Consider the following 15861-nt stretch of genomic DNA (forward strand, 5'->3'; position numbering starts at 1 on the left):
AAGCCATGCCTTTTCAACCCTTAGTCACCGCGGGCATTGAAAGCGTTCTGAACACTTTTTTGTGGCGCGATCGGGCGTTAAAGCCTGCCCGTCAACGTCTGCTGGGCAAAGTGCTGCGCGTGGAGTTGAAAGAGTTCACTTCACCGCTGGTGCTGGTTTTCAGTGAACAACAAATTGACGTGCTGGGGGCGTGGGAAGGCGAGGCGGATTGTACCGTAACCACTCGCATCGGCGTTCTGCCACAGTTGCGTAATCGCCAACAACTGACTTCGCTGATTCGTTCAGGCGATCTGGAAGTGCAGGGCGATTTGCAGGTGGTGCAGAATTTTGTCGCACTGGCTGATTTAGCCGAGTTCGACCCTGCCGAGCTGCTTGCGCCTTACACCGGCGATATCGCGGCTGAAGGGCTGAGCAAAGTGCTGCGCGGTGGGGCGAAGTTTCTTCAACGTGGCGTAAAGCGTCAGCAAAAGTACGTCGCGGAAGTGATTACCGAAGAGTGGCGGGTTGCGCCAGGTCAGCTTGAAGTGGCCTGGTTTGCCGAAGAGAGCGCTGCCGTAGCGCGGGCTGTTGATGCCTTGAGCAAACGGCTGGAAAAACTGGAGGGGAAATGACGCCAGGGGAATTTCGGCGCCTGTATTTTATCATCCACACCTTTTTGAGTTACGGGCTTGATGAGCTCATTCCCAAAATGCGTATCACCCTGCCGCTGCGAATCTGGCGGCGGATGCTGTTCTGGATGCCAAACCGCCACAAAGACTTGCCTTTAGGTGAACGCCTGCGCCTGGCGTTACAGCAGCTTGGCCCAGTGTGGATCAAGTTTGGCCAGATGCTTTCCACTCGCCGTGACCTTTTCCCACCACAGATTGCCGATCAGCTTGCGATGCTGCAGGACCGGGTTGCCCCCTTCGACGGCAAACTGGCGCAGGCGCAAATCGAAAAATCGATGGGGGATATTCCCGTCGAGAGCTGGTTTGATGATTTCCAGGTGGAGCCTCTGGCTTCAGCGTCTATCGCACAGGTTCACACGGCTCGCCTGAAAGAAAACGGCAAAGAAGTCGTGATCAAAGTTATCCGCCCGGACATCCTGCCGGTTATCAAAGCGGACATGAAACTGATTTACCGTCTTGCGCGTTGGGTGCCACGTTTGCTGCCCGATGGCCGCCGTCTGCGTCCGCAGGAAGTGGTGCGTGAGTATGAAAAAACGCTGCTTGATGAGCTGAATCTGCTGCGTGAAGCGGCGAACGCTATCCAGCTGCGCCGCAACTTTGAAGACAGCCCGATGCTGTACGTGCCGGAAGTGTATTCCGACTACTGTCGTGAAGATATGCTGGTGATGGAACGTATCTATGGCATTCCGGTGTCGGATATCGAAACGCTGGAGAAGCAAAACACCAACATGAAGCTGCTGGCCGAACGTGGCGTGCAGGTCTTCTTTACTCAGGTGTTCCGCGACAGCTTCTTCCACGCCGACATGCACCCGGGCAACATTTTTGTGAGCTATGAGCATCCGGAAGATCCGAAGTATATCGGCATCGACTGCGGGATTGTCGGCTCGCTGAACAAAGACGATAAGCGCTATCTGGCTGAAAACTTTATCGCGTTCTTTAACCGCGATTACCGCAAAGTGGCTGAATTGCATGTGGATTCAGGCTGGGTACCACCCGACACCAATGTTGAAGAATTCGAATTCGCTATTCGTACCGTGTGCGAGCCCATTTTCGAAAAGCCGCTGGCGGAAATCTCCTTTGGTCACGTATTGTTGAATCTGTTCAACACTGCGCGCCGCTTCAATATGGAAGTGCAACCACAGCTGGTTTTACTCCAGAAAACACTACTTTACGTTGAGGGGGTAGGACGGCAGCTCTATCCTCAGTTAGACTTATGGAAAACAGCGAAACCTTTCCTTGAGTCATGGCTCAAAGATCAGGTCGGACTGCCGGCGCTGGTGCGCGCGTTTAAAGAGAAAGCACCGTTCTGGATCGAAAAAATGCCGGAAATGCCTGAACTGATTTACGACAGTTTGCGCCAGGGCAAAAGCCTTCAGCGAAGCATTGATAAAATCGCCCTCGAATTAGGAGCCCATCGTGTCCGTCAGGGGCAGTCTCGCTACCTGTTTGGCGTCGGGGCGGTGTTTATGCTGAGCGGTACGCTGTTGCTGATAACACGCCCTGATTTCGGTTTTTATCCTGCGGGGTTGATGGCCGCAGGTGTGGTCGCCTGGTTCTTTGGCTGGCGAAAAGGCCGCTGATTTTTGCATCATCTAGACGAAGGCGTGTAATTTACACGCCAGTGGATTCATTATCATCTGACACAGAGGAACATGTATGGGTGGTATCAGTATTTGGCAGTTATTGATTGTCGTGGTCATCGTGGTTCTGCTTTTCGGGACGAAAAAGCTGAGCTCGCTGGGATCTGACCTGGGTGCGTCTATCAAAGGCTTCAAGAAAGCCATGGGTGATGAAGACGACAAACAGGAAAAGAAAGACGCTTCCGCACAGGACGCTGATTTCCCACAGAAATCCCTGTCTGAAAATCAGGATGATGCGAAAAAAGACGACGCAAAACGCCACGATAAAGAGCAGGTGTAATTCGTGTTCGACATTGGTTTCAGTGAGCTGATACTGGTCTTCGTGATTGGCCTGATTGTTCTCGGGCCAAAACGTTTACCTGTGGCAGTAAAAACGGTGGCGGGCTGGATCAAGGCGATTCGCTCGCTGGCCACCACCGTGCAAAATGAACTGGCTCAGGAGCTGAAGCTTCAGGAGTTTCAGGACAGCCTGAAGAAAGTAGAGAAGGCGAGCCTGGGTAATCTGTCGCCTGAGTTAAAAGAGTCGATGGATGAGCTGCGTGAAGCGGCGGAGTCCATGAAGCGTTCTTATACTCAGCATGATGCCGAGCGTGCCGGTGATGAAGCCAACACCATCCTTAACCCGGTGGTGAAAGGCAGCGAAGAACAGCGTCAGGGTGTTACGCCTGTCACGGCAGAACATCAGGCCAGCGCCGAACCGCAGGCCCCTGAAGCGGTCGCAGAACCTGAGAAGAAACCTGAAGAAACCCCTGTTTCTGACGCGTCGGTTAAGGTGAAAGCTGCCGCGCCGGCTTCGGATCCCTCCCCAGCAAACAGCGATAAACCGTAATCATGGGCGTAGAAGAAACTCAACCGCTGATTTCGCATCTGATTGAGCTGCGTAAGCGACTCATCAACTGCATCATCGCGGTATTCGTTATTTTTCTGGCGTTGGTCTATTTTGCCAACGACATTTACCAGCTGGTCTCTGCACCACTGATCAAGCAGATGCCCGTTGGGGCGACGATGATCGCCACCGATGTGGCTTCGCCGTTCTTTACGCCAATCAAGCTGACCTTTATGGTCTCGGTCATACTGTCTGCGCCGGTCATTCTTTATCAGGTGTGGGCTTTTATTGCTCCCGCGCTATATAAACACGAACGTCGTCTGGTGGTGCCGCTGTTGGTGTCCAGTACGCTGCTGTTCTATATCGGCATGGCGTTTGCTTACTTCGTGGTGTTCCCGCTGGCGTTTGGCTTCCTGACCCACACTGCGCCGATTGGCGTGCAGGTGTCGACGGATATCCGCAGCTACCTTGATTTCGTCATGGCGCTGTTCATGGCCTTCGGCGTGTCATTCGAAGTGCCCGTTGCGATTGTGCTGCTCTGCTGGGTGGGTGTGACCACCCCGGAAGATTTGCGTAAGAAGCGCCCGTACGTTCTGGTTGCCGCGTTTGTTATCGGCATGCTGTTGACGCCGCCGGATGTATTCTCACAAACGCTGCTGGCCATCCCGATGTACTGCTTGTTTGAAGTAGGTGTGTTCTTCGCCCGCTTCTACACCGGCAAGCGCAAGTCGCGTGATGAAGATGCCGCGGCGGAAGAAGAAGCCGCCGGGAAAGCCGAAAAAGAAGAGTAATCCGCCGCCCGAAAGGGCGGTTTTACTATGGGTATTTGTATGTTTGATATCGGTGTGAATCTCACCAGTTCTCAGTTTTCCCGCGACCGTGATGACGTTGTCGCGCGTGCATTTTCTGCAGGCATCAGCGGTATGCTGATAACCGGCACCAATCAGGCTGAAAGCGAAGAGGCACAAAAGCTGACTCAACGTTATCCACATTGCTGGTCCACGGCGGGTGTTCATCCCCACGACAGCAGTAGCTGGACACCTGAAGTGGCGGAGGCCATTCACCAGCTGGCGCAATTACCTGAAGTGGTGGCGGTGGGGGAATGTGGGCTGGACTTCAACCGTAATTTTTCCACGCCTCAAGAGCAGGAAGCCGCTTTTAGCGCCCAACTGGCGATAGCGGCAGAACTCAACATGCCAGTGTTTATGCACTGCCGTGAAGCACACGAACGTTTTATCGCCCTGCTGGAACCCTGGCTTGGCAAATTGCCAGGCGCAGTGCTTCACTGTTTTACCGGCACCCAGGATGAGCTGCGCGAGTGTCTTGAACACGGCTTGTATATCGGCATAACAGGTTGGGTGTGCGATGAACGACGGGGGCTGGAATTGCGTGACATGCTGCCGCTGATCCCAGCAGAACGTCTGTTAGTCGAAACGGATGCGCCGTGGTTGTTGCCACGCGATCTGTCGCCGAAACCCTCTTCGCGGCGCAACGAGCCCGCGCATCTTACCCACATTCTGGAGCGCATTGCTCACTGGCGTGGGGAAGATGTACAGACGCTGTCAGCGATGACTGACAACAATGTCAGAACGCTGTTCGGTATCGATTTTTAAGATCAGACTTTGCGGAAATCGGTGTTTTTGACGCTCTGAAGGACCTGCTTATTCAACAGATTAAGCAGTAACATGGAGCGGGCTTCGCCGTCAGGCTCGGTGAAAATGGCTTCTAAGCCTTCAAAAGCGCCTTCGGTGATCACCACGCTGTCGCCCGCATAGGGTGTTTCAGGGTCGGTGATGCCTTCCGGCTTATAAATCGAGAGCTGATGAACAACGGCAGGAGGCACGATGGCCGGCTGCGAGCCAAAGCGGACGAAATGACTGACGCCGCGAGTCGCATTGATGGTGGTGGTGTGAATCACTTCCGGATCGAACTCAACGAACATGTAGTTGGGAAAAAGCGGCTCGTCTACCGTGGTGCGTTTACCGCGCACCATCTTTTCCAGCGCAATAGTTGGCGTCAGGCAATTAACCGCCTGGCGTTGAAGATGTTCCTGGGCCCGCTGAAGTTGCCCACGTTTGCAGTACAGTAAATACCAGGCTTGCATAATCACTCTTTCCCGAAATTCTGCTGGAAAGCATAACAAAAGCCTGGCGTGATAGCGAAAGGGATTGTGGCTGCCCGGAAGCTTCACACTTCACGCTAATTTAACAAAACTACAGCATCCCGCCGCCGAACGCCGTATAATGAGGCGCTGACAAAGAGGCCATGACTGACCCCATGAAATACCATGATTTGCGCGATTTTCTGACATTACTCGAACAACAGGGTGAGCTTAAACGCATCACACTGCCCGTCGATCCTCACCTCGAAATCACTGAAATTGCCGATCGTACGCTGCGTGCGGGTGGCCCGGCGCTGCTGTTCGAAAACCCGAAAGGGTACGACATGCCTGTGCTGTGTAATCTGTTCGGCACGCCTAAGCGTGTGGCAATGGGGATGGGGCAGGAAGATGTCAGCGCGTTGCGTGAAGTGGGGAAACTGCTGGCCTTCCTGAAAGAACCGGAACCGCCGAAAGGCTTCCGCGATCTCTTTGATAAGCTGCCGCAGTTCAAACAAGTGCTGAACATGCCGACCAAACGGCTGCGCAATGCACCTTGTCAGCAAAAGGTGATGCAGGGTGATGAAGTCGATCTCACCCGCATTCCGATCATGACCTGCTGGCCAGAGGATGCCGCCCCGCTGATCACCTGGGGCCTGACGGTCACTCGTGGCCCGCATAAAGAGCGCCAGAATCTGGGGATTTATCGTCAGCAGTTGATTGGCAAAAACAAGCTGATCATGCGCTGGCTGTCCCACCGTGGCGGCGCGCTGGATTTCCAGGAGTGGTGCGCGGCACATCCGGGCGAACGCTTCCCTGTTTCTGTTGCGCTGGGCGCTGATCCTGCCACCATTCTTGGTGCGGTCACGCCAGTGCCGGATACGCTGTCTGAATACGCATTTGCGGGTTTGCTGCGCGGCACGAAAACGGAAGTCGTCAAATGTCTTTCCAATGACCTCGAAGTGCCAGCCAGCGCGGAGATTGTGCTTGAAGGCTATATCGAAGCGGGCGAAATGGCACCGGAAGGGCCGTACGGCGACCATACCGGCTACTACAATGAAGTGGATAGCTTCCCGGTGTTCACCGTCACACATATCACTCAGCGCGAAGATGCAATTTACCATTCCACTTATACTGGTCGTCCACCGGATGAACCGGCTGTGTTGGGCGTGGCGCTGAATGAAGTCTTCGTGCCTATTCTGCAAAAGCAGTTCCCGGAGATTGTCGATTTCTATCTGCCGCCGGAAGGGTGCTCTTATCGCCTGGCGGTGGTGACCATGAAAAAGCAGTACGCCGGACACGCCAAACGCGTGATGATGGGCGTCTGGTCTTTCCTGCGTCAGTTTATGTACACCAAATTTGTGATTGTCTGCGACGATGACGTGAATGCCCGCGACTGGAATGACGTCATCTGGGCCATCACGACGCGTATGGACCCGGCCCGCGATACGGTGCTGGTGGAAAATACGCCGATTGATTATCTGGACTTTGCCTCGCCGGTTTCCGGTCTGGGGTCGAAAATGGGGCTGGATGCCACCAATAAATGGCCAGGCGAAACCCAGCGTGAATGGGGACGCCCGATCAAAAAAGATCCCGAAGTCATCGCGCGTGTTGACGCCATTTGGGATGAACTGGCCATCTTCAATGACGGCAAGGGCGCCTGAGCGCCGCCGTGTTTGCCTTATAGACCCGACAGAGGGAGCGCATGACAACCTTAAGCTGTAAAGTCACCTCGGTAGATGCCATTACCGACACGGTATACCGCGTTCGTTTAGAACCTGAAGCGGCGTTTTCCTTCCGCGCGGGTCAATACCTGATGGTGGTGATGGACGAGCGTGATAAGCGCCCATTCTCCATGGCCTCCACGCCGGATGAACACGCTTTCATCGAGCTGCACATCGGGGCATCTGAACTGAACCTGTACGCGATGGCGGTGATGGATCGCATCCTGAAAGAGCGCGAAGTGGTGGTGGATATTCCCCACGGCGAGGCCTGGCTGCGTGATGATGAAACGCGTCCGATGGTGCTGATTGCAGGCGGGACAGGGTTCTCGTATGTGCGTTCTATTCTGTTGACCGCGCTGGCGCAAAATCCCGATCGCGAAATCGCTATTTACTGGGGCGGGCGCGAAGAGAAGCATTTATACGATCTGTCCGAGCTGGAAGCGCTGACCCTTACGCATCCAAATCTTCGGGTTGAGCCTGTCGTTGAGCAGCCGGAAGAAGGCTGGCGTGGGCGTTCTGGTACGGTGCTGACAGCGGTATTGCAGGATTACGGTACGCTGGCAGAACACGATATCTATATCGCCGGGCGTTTTGAGATGGCGAAAATTGCCCGTGATCTGTTCTGTAATGAACGTGGCGCACGTGAAGATCGCCTGTTTGGTGATGCGTTCGCATTTATCTAGTCTTTTCCCCCTCTCCACGTGGGAGAGGGTCGGGGAGAGGGCATCAGGCCGCAGGAAGCAAAAATAAAAAACCCGCCCCTGACAGGCGGGAAGAACGGCAACTAAACAGTTTTAGTCTTCAATTGTAAGCCGGATAAGCATAGCGACATCCGGCTTTTCAACATTACCCGACGCAATGCCCGATGGCGCGTTGCTTATCGGGCCTACGTGACTTTCATCAGACTCGTTCAAACACCGTAGCGATCCCCTGACCCAGACCGATACACATGGTCGCCAGACCAAACTGAGCGTCTTTGCGTTCCATCAGGTTGAGCAGAGTGGTGCTGATACGTGCACCCGAGCAACCCAGCGGATGACCGAGGGCGATCGCGCCGCCGTTGAGGTTGATCTTCTGGTCGATCTGCTCCATCAGGCCCAGATCTTTAATACACGGCAGGATCTGCGCGGCAAACGCTTCGTTCATTTCAAACAGATCGATATCACTGGTCGTCAGGCCGGCTTTTTTCAGCGCCAGTTTTGACGCCGGAACCGGACCGTAGCCCATGATTGACGGGTCGCACCCGACAACAGCCATCGAACGAATACGTGCACGCGGTTTCAGACCCAGTTCACGGGCACGGCTTTCGCTCATCACCAGCATTGCTGAAGCACCATCAGACAAGGCGGAAGAGGTTCCCGCCGTTACGGTGCCTGTCACTGGATCAAAAGCCGGGCGCAGGGTCGACAGTGCTTCGACGGTGGTTTCCGGGCGGATCACTTCGTCATAAGTAAACTGCTTCAGCACGCCATCTGCATCGTGCCCGCCGGTCGGGATGATTTCATTTTTGAAGGCACCGGATTGCGTGGCAGCCCAGGCGCGAGCATGAGAGCGTGCAGCGAACTGGTCCTGCATTTCACGGCTGATGCCGTGCAAACGGGAAAGCATTTCTGCCGTCAGCCCCATCATGCCAGCGGCTTTCGCCACGTTGCGGCTCATGCCTGGGTGGAAATCAACGCCGTGGCTCATCGGCACGTGGCCCATGTGTTCCACGCCGCCAATCAGACACGCCTGTGCATCACCGGTCATGATCATGCGTGCCGCATCGTGCAATGCCTGCATGGAAGACCCACACAGACGGTTCACTGTGACAGCGGGAACCGAATGAGGGATTTCCGCCAGTAACGCGGCGTTACGCGCAATGTTGAAACCCTGTTCCAGCGTCTGTTGCACGCAGCCCCAGTAGATGTCGTCCAGCGCGGTTGGGTCGAGCGCCGGGTTACGCGACAGCAGGCTACGCATCAGGTGCGCCGAGAGATCCTCTGCACGCACGTTACGGAATGCGCCGCCTTTTGAACGGCCCATCGGGGTACGAATTGCATCGACAATGACAACCTGTTCCATTGTGACTCCTTAAGCCGTTTTCAGCTCACCCACCGGACGGGCAGGTTCAACCGGTGGATAATATGCTTCGTTGTGGCGTGCTTTGTTGCGCAGGCCTTCCGGAACGTCGTACAACGGACCAAGCTGCTGATACTGTTGCGCCATATCGAGGTATTTCGCGCTGCCGAGCGTATCCAGCCAGCGGAATGCGCCGCCGTGGAACGGAGGGAAGCCCAGACCATAAACCAGTGCCATATCCGCTTCTGCTGGCGTGGCGATAATGCCTTCTTCCAGGCAGCGCACCACTTCGTTGACCATTGGGATCATCATGCGGGCGATAATCTCCTCGTCGCTGAAGTCGCGTTTCGGCTGGCTGACTTCGGCCAGCAGAGCTTCCACCGCTGGGTCTTCTTCTTTCTTCGGCTTGCCTTTGCTGTCTTCTTTGTAGCGCCAGAAACCGAGGCCATTTTTCTGTCCGTAGCGGTTAGCCTCGAACAGAGCATCGATAGCATCGCGGTAATCTTTCTGCATACGCTGAGGGAAGCCTGCCGCCATCACTGCCTGAGCGTGATGCGCGGTGTCGATACCGACTACGTCCAGCAGATAAGCTGGGCCCATTGGCCAGCCGAAGACTTTTTCCATCACTTTATCGACTTTGTGGAAGTCAGCGCCGTCACGCAGCAACTGGCTGAAACCTGCGAAGTAAGGGAACAGCACGCGGTTGACGAAGAAGCCCGGGCAGTCGTTGACCACAATGGGGGTTTTGCCCATTTTGCTGGCCCAGGCGACGACTTTCGCAATGGTCTCGTCGGACGTTTTCTCGCCGCGAATCACTTCAACCAGCGGCATGCGGTGAACCGGGTTAAAGAAGTGCATGCCACAGAAGTTTTCCGGACGCTTCAGCACGCTTGCCAGTTCGCCGATGGGAATAGTGGAGGTGTTGGAGGCCAGTACGGTATCTGCGCGAACTTTGTCTTCGGTTTCTGCCAGCACCGCTTTCTTCACTTTCGGGTTCTCAACAACAGCTTCAACCACCACATCAACACGCTCAAATCCGGCGTAGTCGAGGGTTGGGTGAATCGTCGAGATAACGCCCGCGAGTTTCAGGCCATTAATTTTTCCACGCTCAAGCTGCTTGTTCAGTAACTTGGCTGCTTCGTTCATCCCGAGGGTCAATGACTTATCATTGATGTCCTTCATGATGACCGGCACGCCTTTCCAGGCAGACTGGTAAGCGATGCCGCCACCCATAATCCCGGCTCCAAGAACGGCAGCCTGTTTCGGGGTTTCAACGTTTTTGGTCAGTTTCTTCGCCTGAGCTTTGACGAACTGATCATTAAGGAAAATGCCAACCAGCGCACGGGCTTCGTTGGAGTGCGCCAGGGGAACAAAACTTTGATTTTCAAGCACCAGTGCCTGATCGCGACCTAAGCGTGCGGCAGCTTCAATCGTTTTCACGGCGGTGATCGGCGCCGGGTAATGTTTGCCAGCGGTCTGCATCACCATGCCTTTGGCGATGGTGAAGCTCATGGTGGCTTCAATTTTGCTGAGCTTCAGTGGGTCCAGTTTCGGTTGGCGTTTCGCCTTCCAGTCCAGATCGCCACTGATGGCCTGACGCAGAATGGCAATCGCGCCGTCGCGCAGTTTTTCAGGTTTCACTACACCATCAACCAGACCGATTTTCTGCGCTTCTTCTGCGCCCACATCTTTGCCTGCAGCGATGATTTCCAGTGCGCTATCCGCACCGAGCAGGCGCGGTAAACGAACGGAACCCCCGAAGCCAGGCATGATGCCCAGTTTGGTTTCCGGCAGGCCGATGCGCAGATCTGGTGTTGCCAGACGATAGTCTGTTGCCAGTACGCATTCACAGCCGCCACCCAGTGCGTAGCCGTTGATAGCGGAAACAGTCGGAACAGGTAAATCTTCCAGACGATTAAAGACGCTGTTGGCGAAATGCAGCCACTGGCTTAACTGTTCCTGAGGGACCTGGAACAGGCCCAGGAATTCGGTGATATCGGCGCCGACAATAAACGCGGCTTTCTCAGAACGAAGTAAAACGCCCTTCAGATCTTTTTGTTTTTCAAGGACGTCCAGCGCCTGGCCGAGGCTGGCTACGGTTGCGGTATCGAGCTTGTTCACTGAGCCTGGGGCATCGAACACCAGTTCGGCAATGCCATCTTCCAGCCAGTCGAGGTACAGGGTGTCGCCTTTGTAGAGCATGTCAGTCTCCTGAATCCAGCAATGTTACTGGTCTTACCAGATGAGACGGAGTGTGGATTTTATGTTAATAAAATGCAAATGACTGTTTAAGAAAATGACGTCTGGATCACGCTCGGCAGAAATCACGCACCCTCAGGGTGATGTGCTAAGATGCGGAGAATTACGGTCGAAAAGACAGAAGGGAAAATCATGGATTCACTGGCAACTCTTTATAAAAATCATATCGATACGTTGCAGGAGCGTGCGCGTAACGTGCTGGATCGTTTTAAACTGGATGCGCTGTTGATTCACTCCGGCGAGCTGGTTAACGTTTTTTTAGATGACCATCCCTATCCGTTCAAAGTTAACCCGCAGTTCAAAGCGTGGGTGCCGGTGACTCAGGTGCCAAACTGCTGGCTGCTGGTGGATGGTGTCAACAAGCCGAAGCTGTGGTTCTATCTGCCGGTGGATTACTGGCACAACGTTGAACCGCTGCCAGACACCTTCTGGACCAATGACGTGGAAGTCATCGCGCTGCCAAAAGCTGATGGCATTGGCAGCCAGTTGCCTGCCGCACGTGGCAATATCGCTTACATCGGCCCGGTTGCGGAACGTGCGCTGGGGCTTGATATCAGCGCCGCCAACATCAACCCGAAAGGGGTAATTGATTACCTTCATTACTACCGTTCTTATAAAACCGATTACGAACTCTCCTGCATGCGTGAAGCGCAGAAGATGGCGGTGAATGGCCACCAGGCGGCGCACGAAGCGTTCCTGTCCGGCATGAGCGAGTTCGATATCAACCTTGCTTACCTGACCGCGACGGGTCATCGCGACACCGATGTGCCGTACAGCAACATCGTGGCGCTGAATGAGCACGCATCTGTTCTGCATTACACCAAGCTGGATCATCGTGCGCCGTCTGAAATGCGTAGCTTCCTGTTGGATGCTGGCGCTGAGTACAACGGCTACGCAGCGGACCTGACTCGCACCTGGGCGGGTAATGCAGATACTGAATTTGCACAGTTGATTAAAGATGTGAATGCCGAGCAACTGGCTCTTATCGATACGCTGAAAGCGGGTGTGAGCTACGTTGATTACCACATCCAGTTCCATCAGCGCATCGCGAAGTTGCTGCGTAAGCACCAGATCCTGACCGACATGAGCGAAGAGGCGATGGTGGAAAACAATCTCACCGGACCTTTCATGCCACACGGTTTAGGCCATCCGCTGGGTCTGCAGGTACACGACGTGGCCGGGTTTATGCAGGATGATCAAGGCACGCATCTCGCTGCACCGTCGAAATATCCTTACCTCCGCTGCACCCGTATTCTGCAACCGCGCATGGTGCTGACCATTGAACCGGGGATTTACTTCATTGAATCGCTGCTTGCGCCATGGCGTGAAGGCGAATTCAGTAAGCACTTCAACTGGCAGAAAATCGAAGCGATGAAACCGTTTGGCGGCATTCGCATCGAAGATAACGTGGTTATCCACGAAAACAACATCGAAAACATGACCCGGGATCTGAAGCTGGCTTAATGGAAAGTTGGCTTATCCCCGCAGCACCGGTCTCTGTCGTTGAAGAGATCAAAAAGAGCCGCTTCATTACGTTACTCGCGCACACTGAGGGCGTGGAAGCGGCAAAAGCGTTTGTTGAATCCGTCAGAAATCAGCACCCCGATGCGCGCCACCATTGTGTGGCGTGGGTCGCCGGGCCGCCTGACGATTCACAACAGCTGGGTTTCTCTGATGATGGTGAACCGGCGGGAACGGCGGGTAAACCGATGTTGGCCCAGCTAATGGGCAGCGGCGTGGGTGAAATTACCGCTGTGGTAGTCCGTTACTACGGCGGCATTCTGCTTGGAACCGGTGGTCTGGTCAAAGCGTACGGTGGCGGCGTGAACCAGGCGTTGGCGCAGCTCACCACTCAACGCAAAACGCCCTTAACGGAATATACTTTGCAGTGCGAGTACGCTCAGCTGTCAGGCATCGAAACGCTGCTCGCCCAGTTTGGCGGTAACATTGCGAGCAGTGATTATCAGGCCTCCGTTCATCTCACGGTGGCGCTTCCGCAGGCCGAACTGGCGTCTTTTTCGACAAAACTGGCTGATTTTAGTCGCGGTGCGTTGCAATTACGCAGGATTGACGAATAATCCCCGGTCTATTTTCTGTTTATCTAAGGAAGCGGCAGAGATGCATTTTCGTGCCATAACCCGAATCGTTGGACTGCTGGTCATTCTGTTTTCAGGCACGATGATTGTGCCTGGACTGGTGGCATTGATTTATCGGGACGGGGCTGGACGGGCATTTACCCAGACCTTTTTCGTCGCGCTGGCGATTGGGTCCCTGCTGTGGTGGCCAAACCGCAAACAAAAGGGTGAGCTTAAATCCCGTGAAGGGTTCCTTATCGTGGTGCTGTTCTGGACCGTGCTGGGAAGCGTGGGTGCGCTGCCCTTTATCTTCTCTGAACAGCCGAATCTGACCATCACCGATGCTTTCTTTGAATCGTTCTCAGGATTGACCACCACAGGCGCAACGACGCTGGTGGGGCTGGATTCCTTACCGCATGCCATCCTTTTTTATCGGCAAATGCTGCAGTGGTTTGGCGGTATGGGGATAATCGTATTGGCGGTAGCTATCCTGCCAATACTGGGCGTCGGGGGCATGCAGCTCTATCGCGCGGAAATGCCCGGGCCGCTGAAAGACAACAAGATGCGCCCACGAATTGCGGAAACGGCAAAAACGCTATGGCTCATTTATGTATTACTGACAGTCGCTTGTGCATTGGCCTTGTGGTTTGCGGGGATGCCCGCGTTTGATGCCATCGGCCACAGCTTTGCCACTATCGCCATTGGTGGGTTCTCCACGCACGATGCCAGCGTGGGTTACTTCAATAGCCCAACCATCAATACCATTATTGCTATCTTCTTGCTGATCTCTGGCTGTAATTACGGCCTGCACTTTTCTTTATTAAGCGGCCGTAGTCTGAAGGTGTACTGGCGTGACCCGGAATTCCGGATGTTTATCGGTGTGCAACTGACGCTGGTGATTGTCTGTACGTTGGTGCTTTTACTCCACGATGTCTACACCTCGGCGTTGACGACGCTCAACCAGGCTTTCTTCCAGGTTGTCTCAATGGCAACGACAGCAGGCTTTACCACAGACAGCATCGCTCGCTGGCCATTATTCCTGCCGGTACTGCTACTGTGTTCTGCTTTTATCGGCGGTTGTGCGGGATCAACCGGTGGCGGTCTGAAGGTTATTCGTATCCTTCTTCTGTTTAAGCAAGGAAACCGAGAACTGAAACGTCTGGTGCACCCGAATGCCGTTTACAGTATCAAGCTGGGGAACCGTGCGCTGCCCGAACGTATTCTGGAAGCAGTGTGGGGGTTCTTCTCTGCCTATGCCCTGGTATTCATCATCAGTATGCTGGCGATTATCGCCACGGGCGTGGATGACTTCTCTGCGTTTGCCTCCGTTGTGGCAACGCTCAATAACCTTGGCCCAGGGCTGGGGGTGGTGGCGGATAACTTCGCCAGCATGAATCCAGTGGCAAAATGGATCCTGATCGCCAACATGCTGTTTGGTCGTCTGGAAGTCTTTACCTTGTTGGTGCTGTTTACACCGACTTTCTGGCGCGAATAACAGGAGCCTTTGTGAAAATATTGATTCTCTTCTCCACGCGTGATGGACAGACGCGTGAGATTGCTTCTTCTCTGGCGTCAGAACTGAAAGAGCAGGCGTTTGATGTTGATGTGGTTAACCTGCATCGCGCAGAAGCTATTACATGGGCAGACTACGACGGCGTGGTGATTGGTGCTTCTATTCGTTATGGGCACTTTCACTCCACACTCGACAGCTTTGTGAAAAAGCATCAGCAAGCATTAAAGCAACTGCCCAGTGCTTTCTATACTGTGAACCTGGTTGCGCGCAAACCTGAAAAGCGTACGCCGCAAACAAACAGCTATACGCGTAAGTTCTTACTGAGCTCCCCCTGGCAGCCGGATCGCTGTGCTGTTTTTGCGGGTGCCTTACGTTATCCGCGTTACACCTGGTATGACCGCATGATGATCCGCCTGATTATGAAGATGACAGGAGGCGAAACGGATACGAGTAAAGAAGTGGTGTACACCGATTGGCAACAGGTGACGAATTTTGCCCGTGAAATTGCTCAGCTTGTGCGCAAATAGCCGCTTAAAACGGCATGGCGCCTGGAATTTGAGCGGTTGAAAAGTTTTTTTAGATTTCTACTTGCCACCCCGGAATAACTCCCTATAATGCGCCTCCACTGACACGGAACAACGGCAAGCAAGCCGCCGGGTCAGCAGGGTTTCTCCGGAAATTCTGACAGAGAAAAGCGAAAAATAAACGCTTGACTCTGAATGAGGAAAACGTATTATACGGGACCTCGAAACGGTGAGCGAAAGCCGCGTTTCAACTGCTCTTTAACAATTTATCAGACAATCTGTGTGGGCACTCAAAGTGACATGGATTCTTAATGTCCTCGGACACTAAATGAATACCAAGTCTTATGAGTGAACACGTAATTCATTACGATAGTTTTTTCATGAGCATCAAACTTAAATTGAAGAGTTTGATCATGGCTCAGATTGAACGCTGGCGGCAGGCCTAACACATGCAAGTCGAACGGTAACAGGAA

15 protein-coding genes and 1 rRNA gene are annotated in these 15861 nt (G+C 54.0%); 13 read left to right on the top strand and 3 right to left on the bottom strand.

The window, feature by feature from the left end:
- Positions 1–5: 5 nt before the first annotated feature.
- From ACI2I2_RS20790 to tatD, 6 genes are all read left to right on the top strand, one after another.
- Positions 6–611 carry an SCP2 domain-containing protein gene (locus ACI2I2_RS20790; RefSeq protein ID WP_404659706.1) on the top strand — a complete coding sequence of 202 codons (606 nt, stop codon included), beginning with the start codon at positions 6–8 and terminating at the stop codon, positions 609–611.
- Positions 608–2248, top strand: coding sequence for a ubiquinone biosynthesis regulatory protein kinase UbiB (ubiB, locus tag ACI2I2_RS20795; RefSeq protein WP_404659708.1), 1641 nt, complete (start codon positions 608–610; stop codon positions 2246–2248). The genes ACI2I2_RS20790 and ubiB overlap by 4 nt, the downstream gene beginning before the upstream one ends.
- Positions 2249–2324: 76 nt before the next feature.
- Entirely contained in the window at positions 2325–2588 is a 264-nt protein-coding gene (gene tatA, locus ACI2I2_RS20800; protein WP_404659710.1) for a Sec-independent protein translocase subunit TatA, read from the top strand.
- A gap of 3 nt (positions 2589–2591) precedes the next feature.
- A complete protein-coding gene (gene tatB / locus ACI2I2_RS20805; protein ID WP_404659711.1) occupies positions 2592–3137 on the top strand; it encodes a Sec-independent protein translocase protein TatB in 546 nt (181 codons plus the stop codon).
- A gap of 2 nt (positions 3138–3139) precedes the next feature.
- A complete protein-coding gene (gene tatC, locus ACI2I2_RS20810) occupies positions 3140–3925 on the top strand; it encodes a Sec-independent protein translocase subunit TatC (RefSeq protein ID WP_404659712.1) in 786 nt (261 codons plus the stop codon).
- A gap of 39 nt (positions 3926–3964) precedes the next feature.
- The gene (gene tatD / locus ACI2I2_RS20815) at positions 3965–4747 is read left to right on the top strand and encodes a 3'-5' ssDNA/RNA exonuclease TatD (protein ID WP_404659713.1); all 783 of its coding nucleotides are present in this window, start codon (positions 3965–3967) and stop codon (positions 4745–4747) included.
- A 2-nt stretch (positions 4748–4749) separates the two neighbouring features.
- Here tatD and rfaH read toward each other — a convergent pair whose 3' ends face one another.
- The gene (rfaH, locus tag ACI2I2_RS20820; RefSeq protein WP_404659714.1) at positions 4750–5238 is read right to left on the bottom strand and encodes a transcription/translation regulatory transformer protein RfaH; all 489 of its coding nucleotides are present in this window, start codon (positions 5236–5238) and stop codon (positions 4750–4752) included.
- A gap of 161 nt (positions 5239–5399) precedes the next feature.
- On the opposite strand from rfaH, the gene ubiD reads away from it, so the two are divergent.
- Both ubiD and fre read left to right on the top strand, forming a co-directional pair.
- A complete protein-coding gene (gene ubiD, locus ACI2I2_RS20825) occupies positions 5400–6896 on the top strand; it encodes a 4-hydroxy-3-polyprenylbenzoate decarboxylase (RefSeq protein ID WP_404659715.1) in 1497 nt (498 codons plus the stop codon).
- Positions 6897–6937: 41 nt separating this feature from the next.
- On the top strand, positions 6938–7639 hold the full coding sequence (gene fre / locus ACI2I2_RS20830; RefSeq protein WP_404659716.1) for an NAD(P)H-flavin reductase: 702 nt from the start codon (positions 6938–6940) through the stop codon (positions 7637–7639).
- Positions 7640–7856: 217 nt separating this feature from the next.
- Here the strand turns inward: fre and fadA are convergent, their stop codons facing one another.
- Both fadA and fadB read right to left on the bottom strand, forming a co-directional pair.
- A complete protein-coding gene (gene fadA / locus ACI2I2_RS20835) occupies positions 7857–9020 on the bottom strand; it encodes an acetyl-CoA C-acyltransferase FadA (RefSeq protein WP_404659717.1) in 1164 nt (387 codons plus the stop codon).
- A 9-nt stretch (positions 9021–9029) separates the two neighbouring features.
- Complete coding sequence (fadB, locus tag ACI2I2_RS20840) at positions 9030–11219, bottom strand: fatty acid oxidation complex subunit alpha FadB (protein ID WP_404659719.1); 2190 nt, start codon at positions 11217–11219, stop codon at positions 9030–9032.
- A 189-nt stretch (positions 11220–11408) separates the two neighbouring features.
- On the opposite strand from fadB, the gene pepQ reads away from it, so the two are divergent.
- From pepQ to ACI2I2_RS20865, 5 genes are all read left to right on the top strand, one after another.
- Entirely contained in the window at positions 11409–12740 is a 1332-nt protein-coding gene (pepQ, locus tag ACI2I2_RS20845) for a Xaa-Pro dipeptidase (RefSeq protein WP_404659720.1), read from the top strand.
- Positions 12740–13354 carry an IMPACT family protein gene (locus ACI2I2_RS20850; protein WP_330985891.1) on the top strand — a complete coding sequence of 205 codons (615 nt, stop codon included), beginning with the start codon at positions 12740–12742 and terminating at the stop codon, positions 13352–13354. The genes pepQ and ACI2I2_RS20850 overlap by 1 nt, the downstream gene beginning before the upstream one ends.
- Before the next feature lie 40 nt (positions 13355–13394).
- Positions 13395–14846 (top strand): Trk system potassium transporter TrkH, encoded by a 1452-nt coding sequence (gene trkH, locus ACI2I2_RS20855; protein WP_404659722.1) that lies wholly within the window; start codon positions 13395–13397, stop codon positions 14844–14846.
- Between the two features lie 11 nt (positions 14847–14857).
- The gene (gene hemG, locus ACI2I2_RS20860; RefSeq protein ID WP_330985889.1) at positions 14858–15391 is read left to right on the top strand and encodes a menaquinone-dependent protoporphyrinogen IX dehydrogenase; all 534 of its coding nucleotides are present in this window, start codon (positions 14858–14860) and stop codon (positions 15389–15391) included.
- A 392-nt stretch (positions 15392–15783) separates the two neighbouring features.
- Positions 15784–15861 (top strand): 16S ribosomal RNA (locus ACI2I2_RS20865); the annotation flags it as partial.

Origin of the sequence: Scandinavium sp. NPDC088450 (assembly GCF_044900545.1) — a bacterium.
In the GTDB taxonomy this organism is placed as follows: domain Bacteria; phylum Pseudomonadota; class Gammaproteobacteria; order Enterobacterales; family Enterobacteriaceae; genus Scandinavium.

What these genes read in the sequence shown, in the direction of transcription:
- ACI2I2_RS20790 (WP_404659706.1), top strand. Translation starts at nt 6, where the DNA reads ATGCCTTTTCAACCCTTAGTCACCGCGGGCATTGAAAGCGTTCTGAAC.
- trkH (WP_404659722.1), top strand. Translation starts at nt 13,395, where the DNA reads ATGCATTTTCGTGCCATAACCCGAATCGTTGGACTGCTGGTCATTCTG.
- tatD (WP_404659713.1), top strand. Translation starts at nt 3,965, where the DNA reads ATGTTTGATATCGGTGTGAATCTCACCAGTTCTCAGTTTTCCCGCGAC.
- fre (WP_404659716.1), top strand. Translation starts at nt 6,938, where the DNA reads ATGACAACCTTAAGCTGTAAAGTCACCTCGGTAGATGCCATTACCGAC.
- ubiD (WP_404659715.1), top strand. Translation starts at nt 5,400, where the DNA reads ATGACTGACCCCATGAAATACCATGATTTGCGCGATTTTCTGACATTA.
- fadA (WP_404659717.1), bottom strand. Translation starts at nt 9,020, where the DNA reads ATGGAACAGGTTGTCATTGTCGATGCAATTCGTACCCCGATGGGCCGT.
- tatA (WP_404659710.1), top strand. Translation starts at nt 2,325, where the DNA reads ATGGGTGGTATCAGTATTTGGCAGTTATTGATTGTCGTGGTCATCGTG.
- pepQ (WP_404659720.1), top strand. Translation starts at nt 11,409, where the DNA reads ATGGATTCACTGGCAACTCTTTATAAAAATCATATCGATACGTTGCAG.
- rfaH (WP_404659714.1), bottom strand. Translation starts at nt 5,238, where the DNA reads ATGCAAGCCTGGTATTTACTGTACTGCAAACGTGGGCAACTTCAGCGG.
- fadB (WP_404659719.1), bottom strand. Translation starts at nt 11,219, where the DNA reads ATGCTCTACAAAGGCGACACCCTGTACCTCGACTGGCTGGAAGATGGC.
- ubiB (WP_404659708.1), top strand. Translation starts at nt 608, where the DNA reads ATGACGCCAGGGGAATTTCGGCGCCTGTATTTTATCATCCACACCTTT.
- ACI2I2_RS20850 (WP_330985891.1), top strand. Translation starts at nt 12,740, where the DNA reads ATGGAAAGTTGGCTTATCCCCGCAGCACCGGTCTCTGTCGTTGAAGAG.
- tatC (WP_404659712.1), top strand. Translation starts at nt 3,140, where the DNA reads ATGGGCGTAGAAGAAACTCAACCGCTGATTTCGCATCTGATTGAGCTG.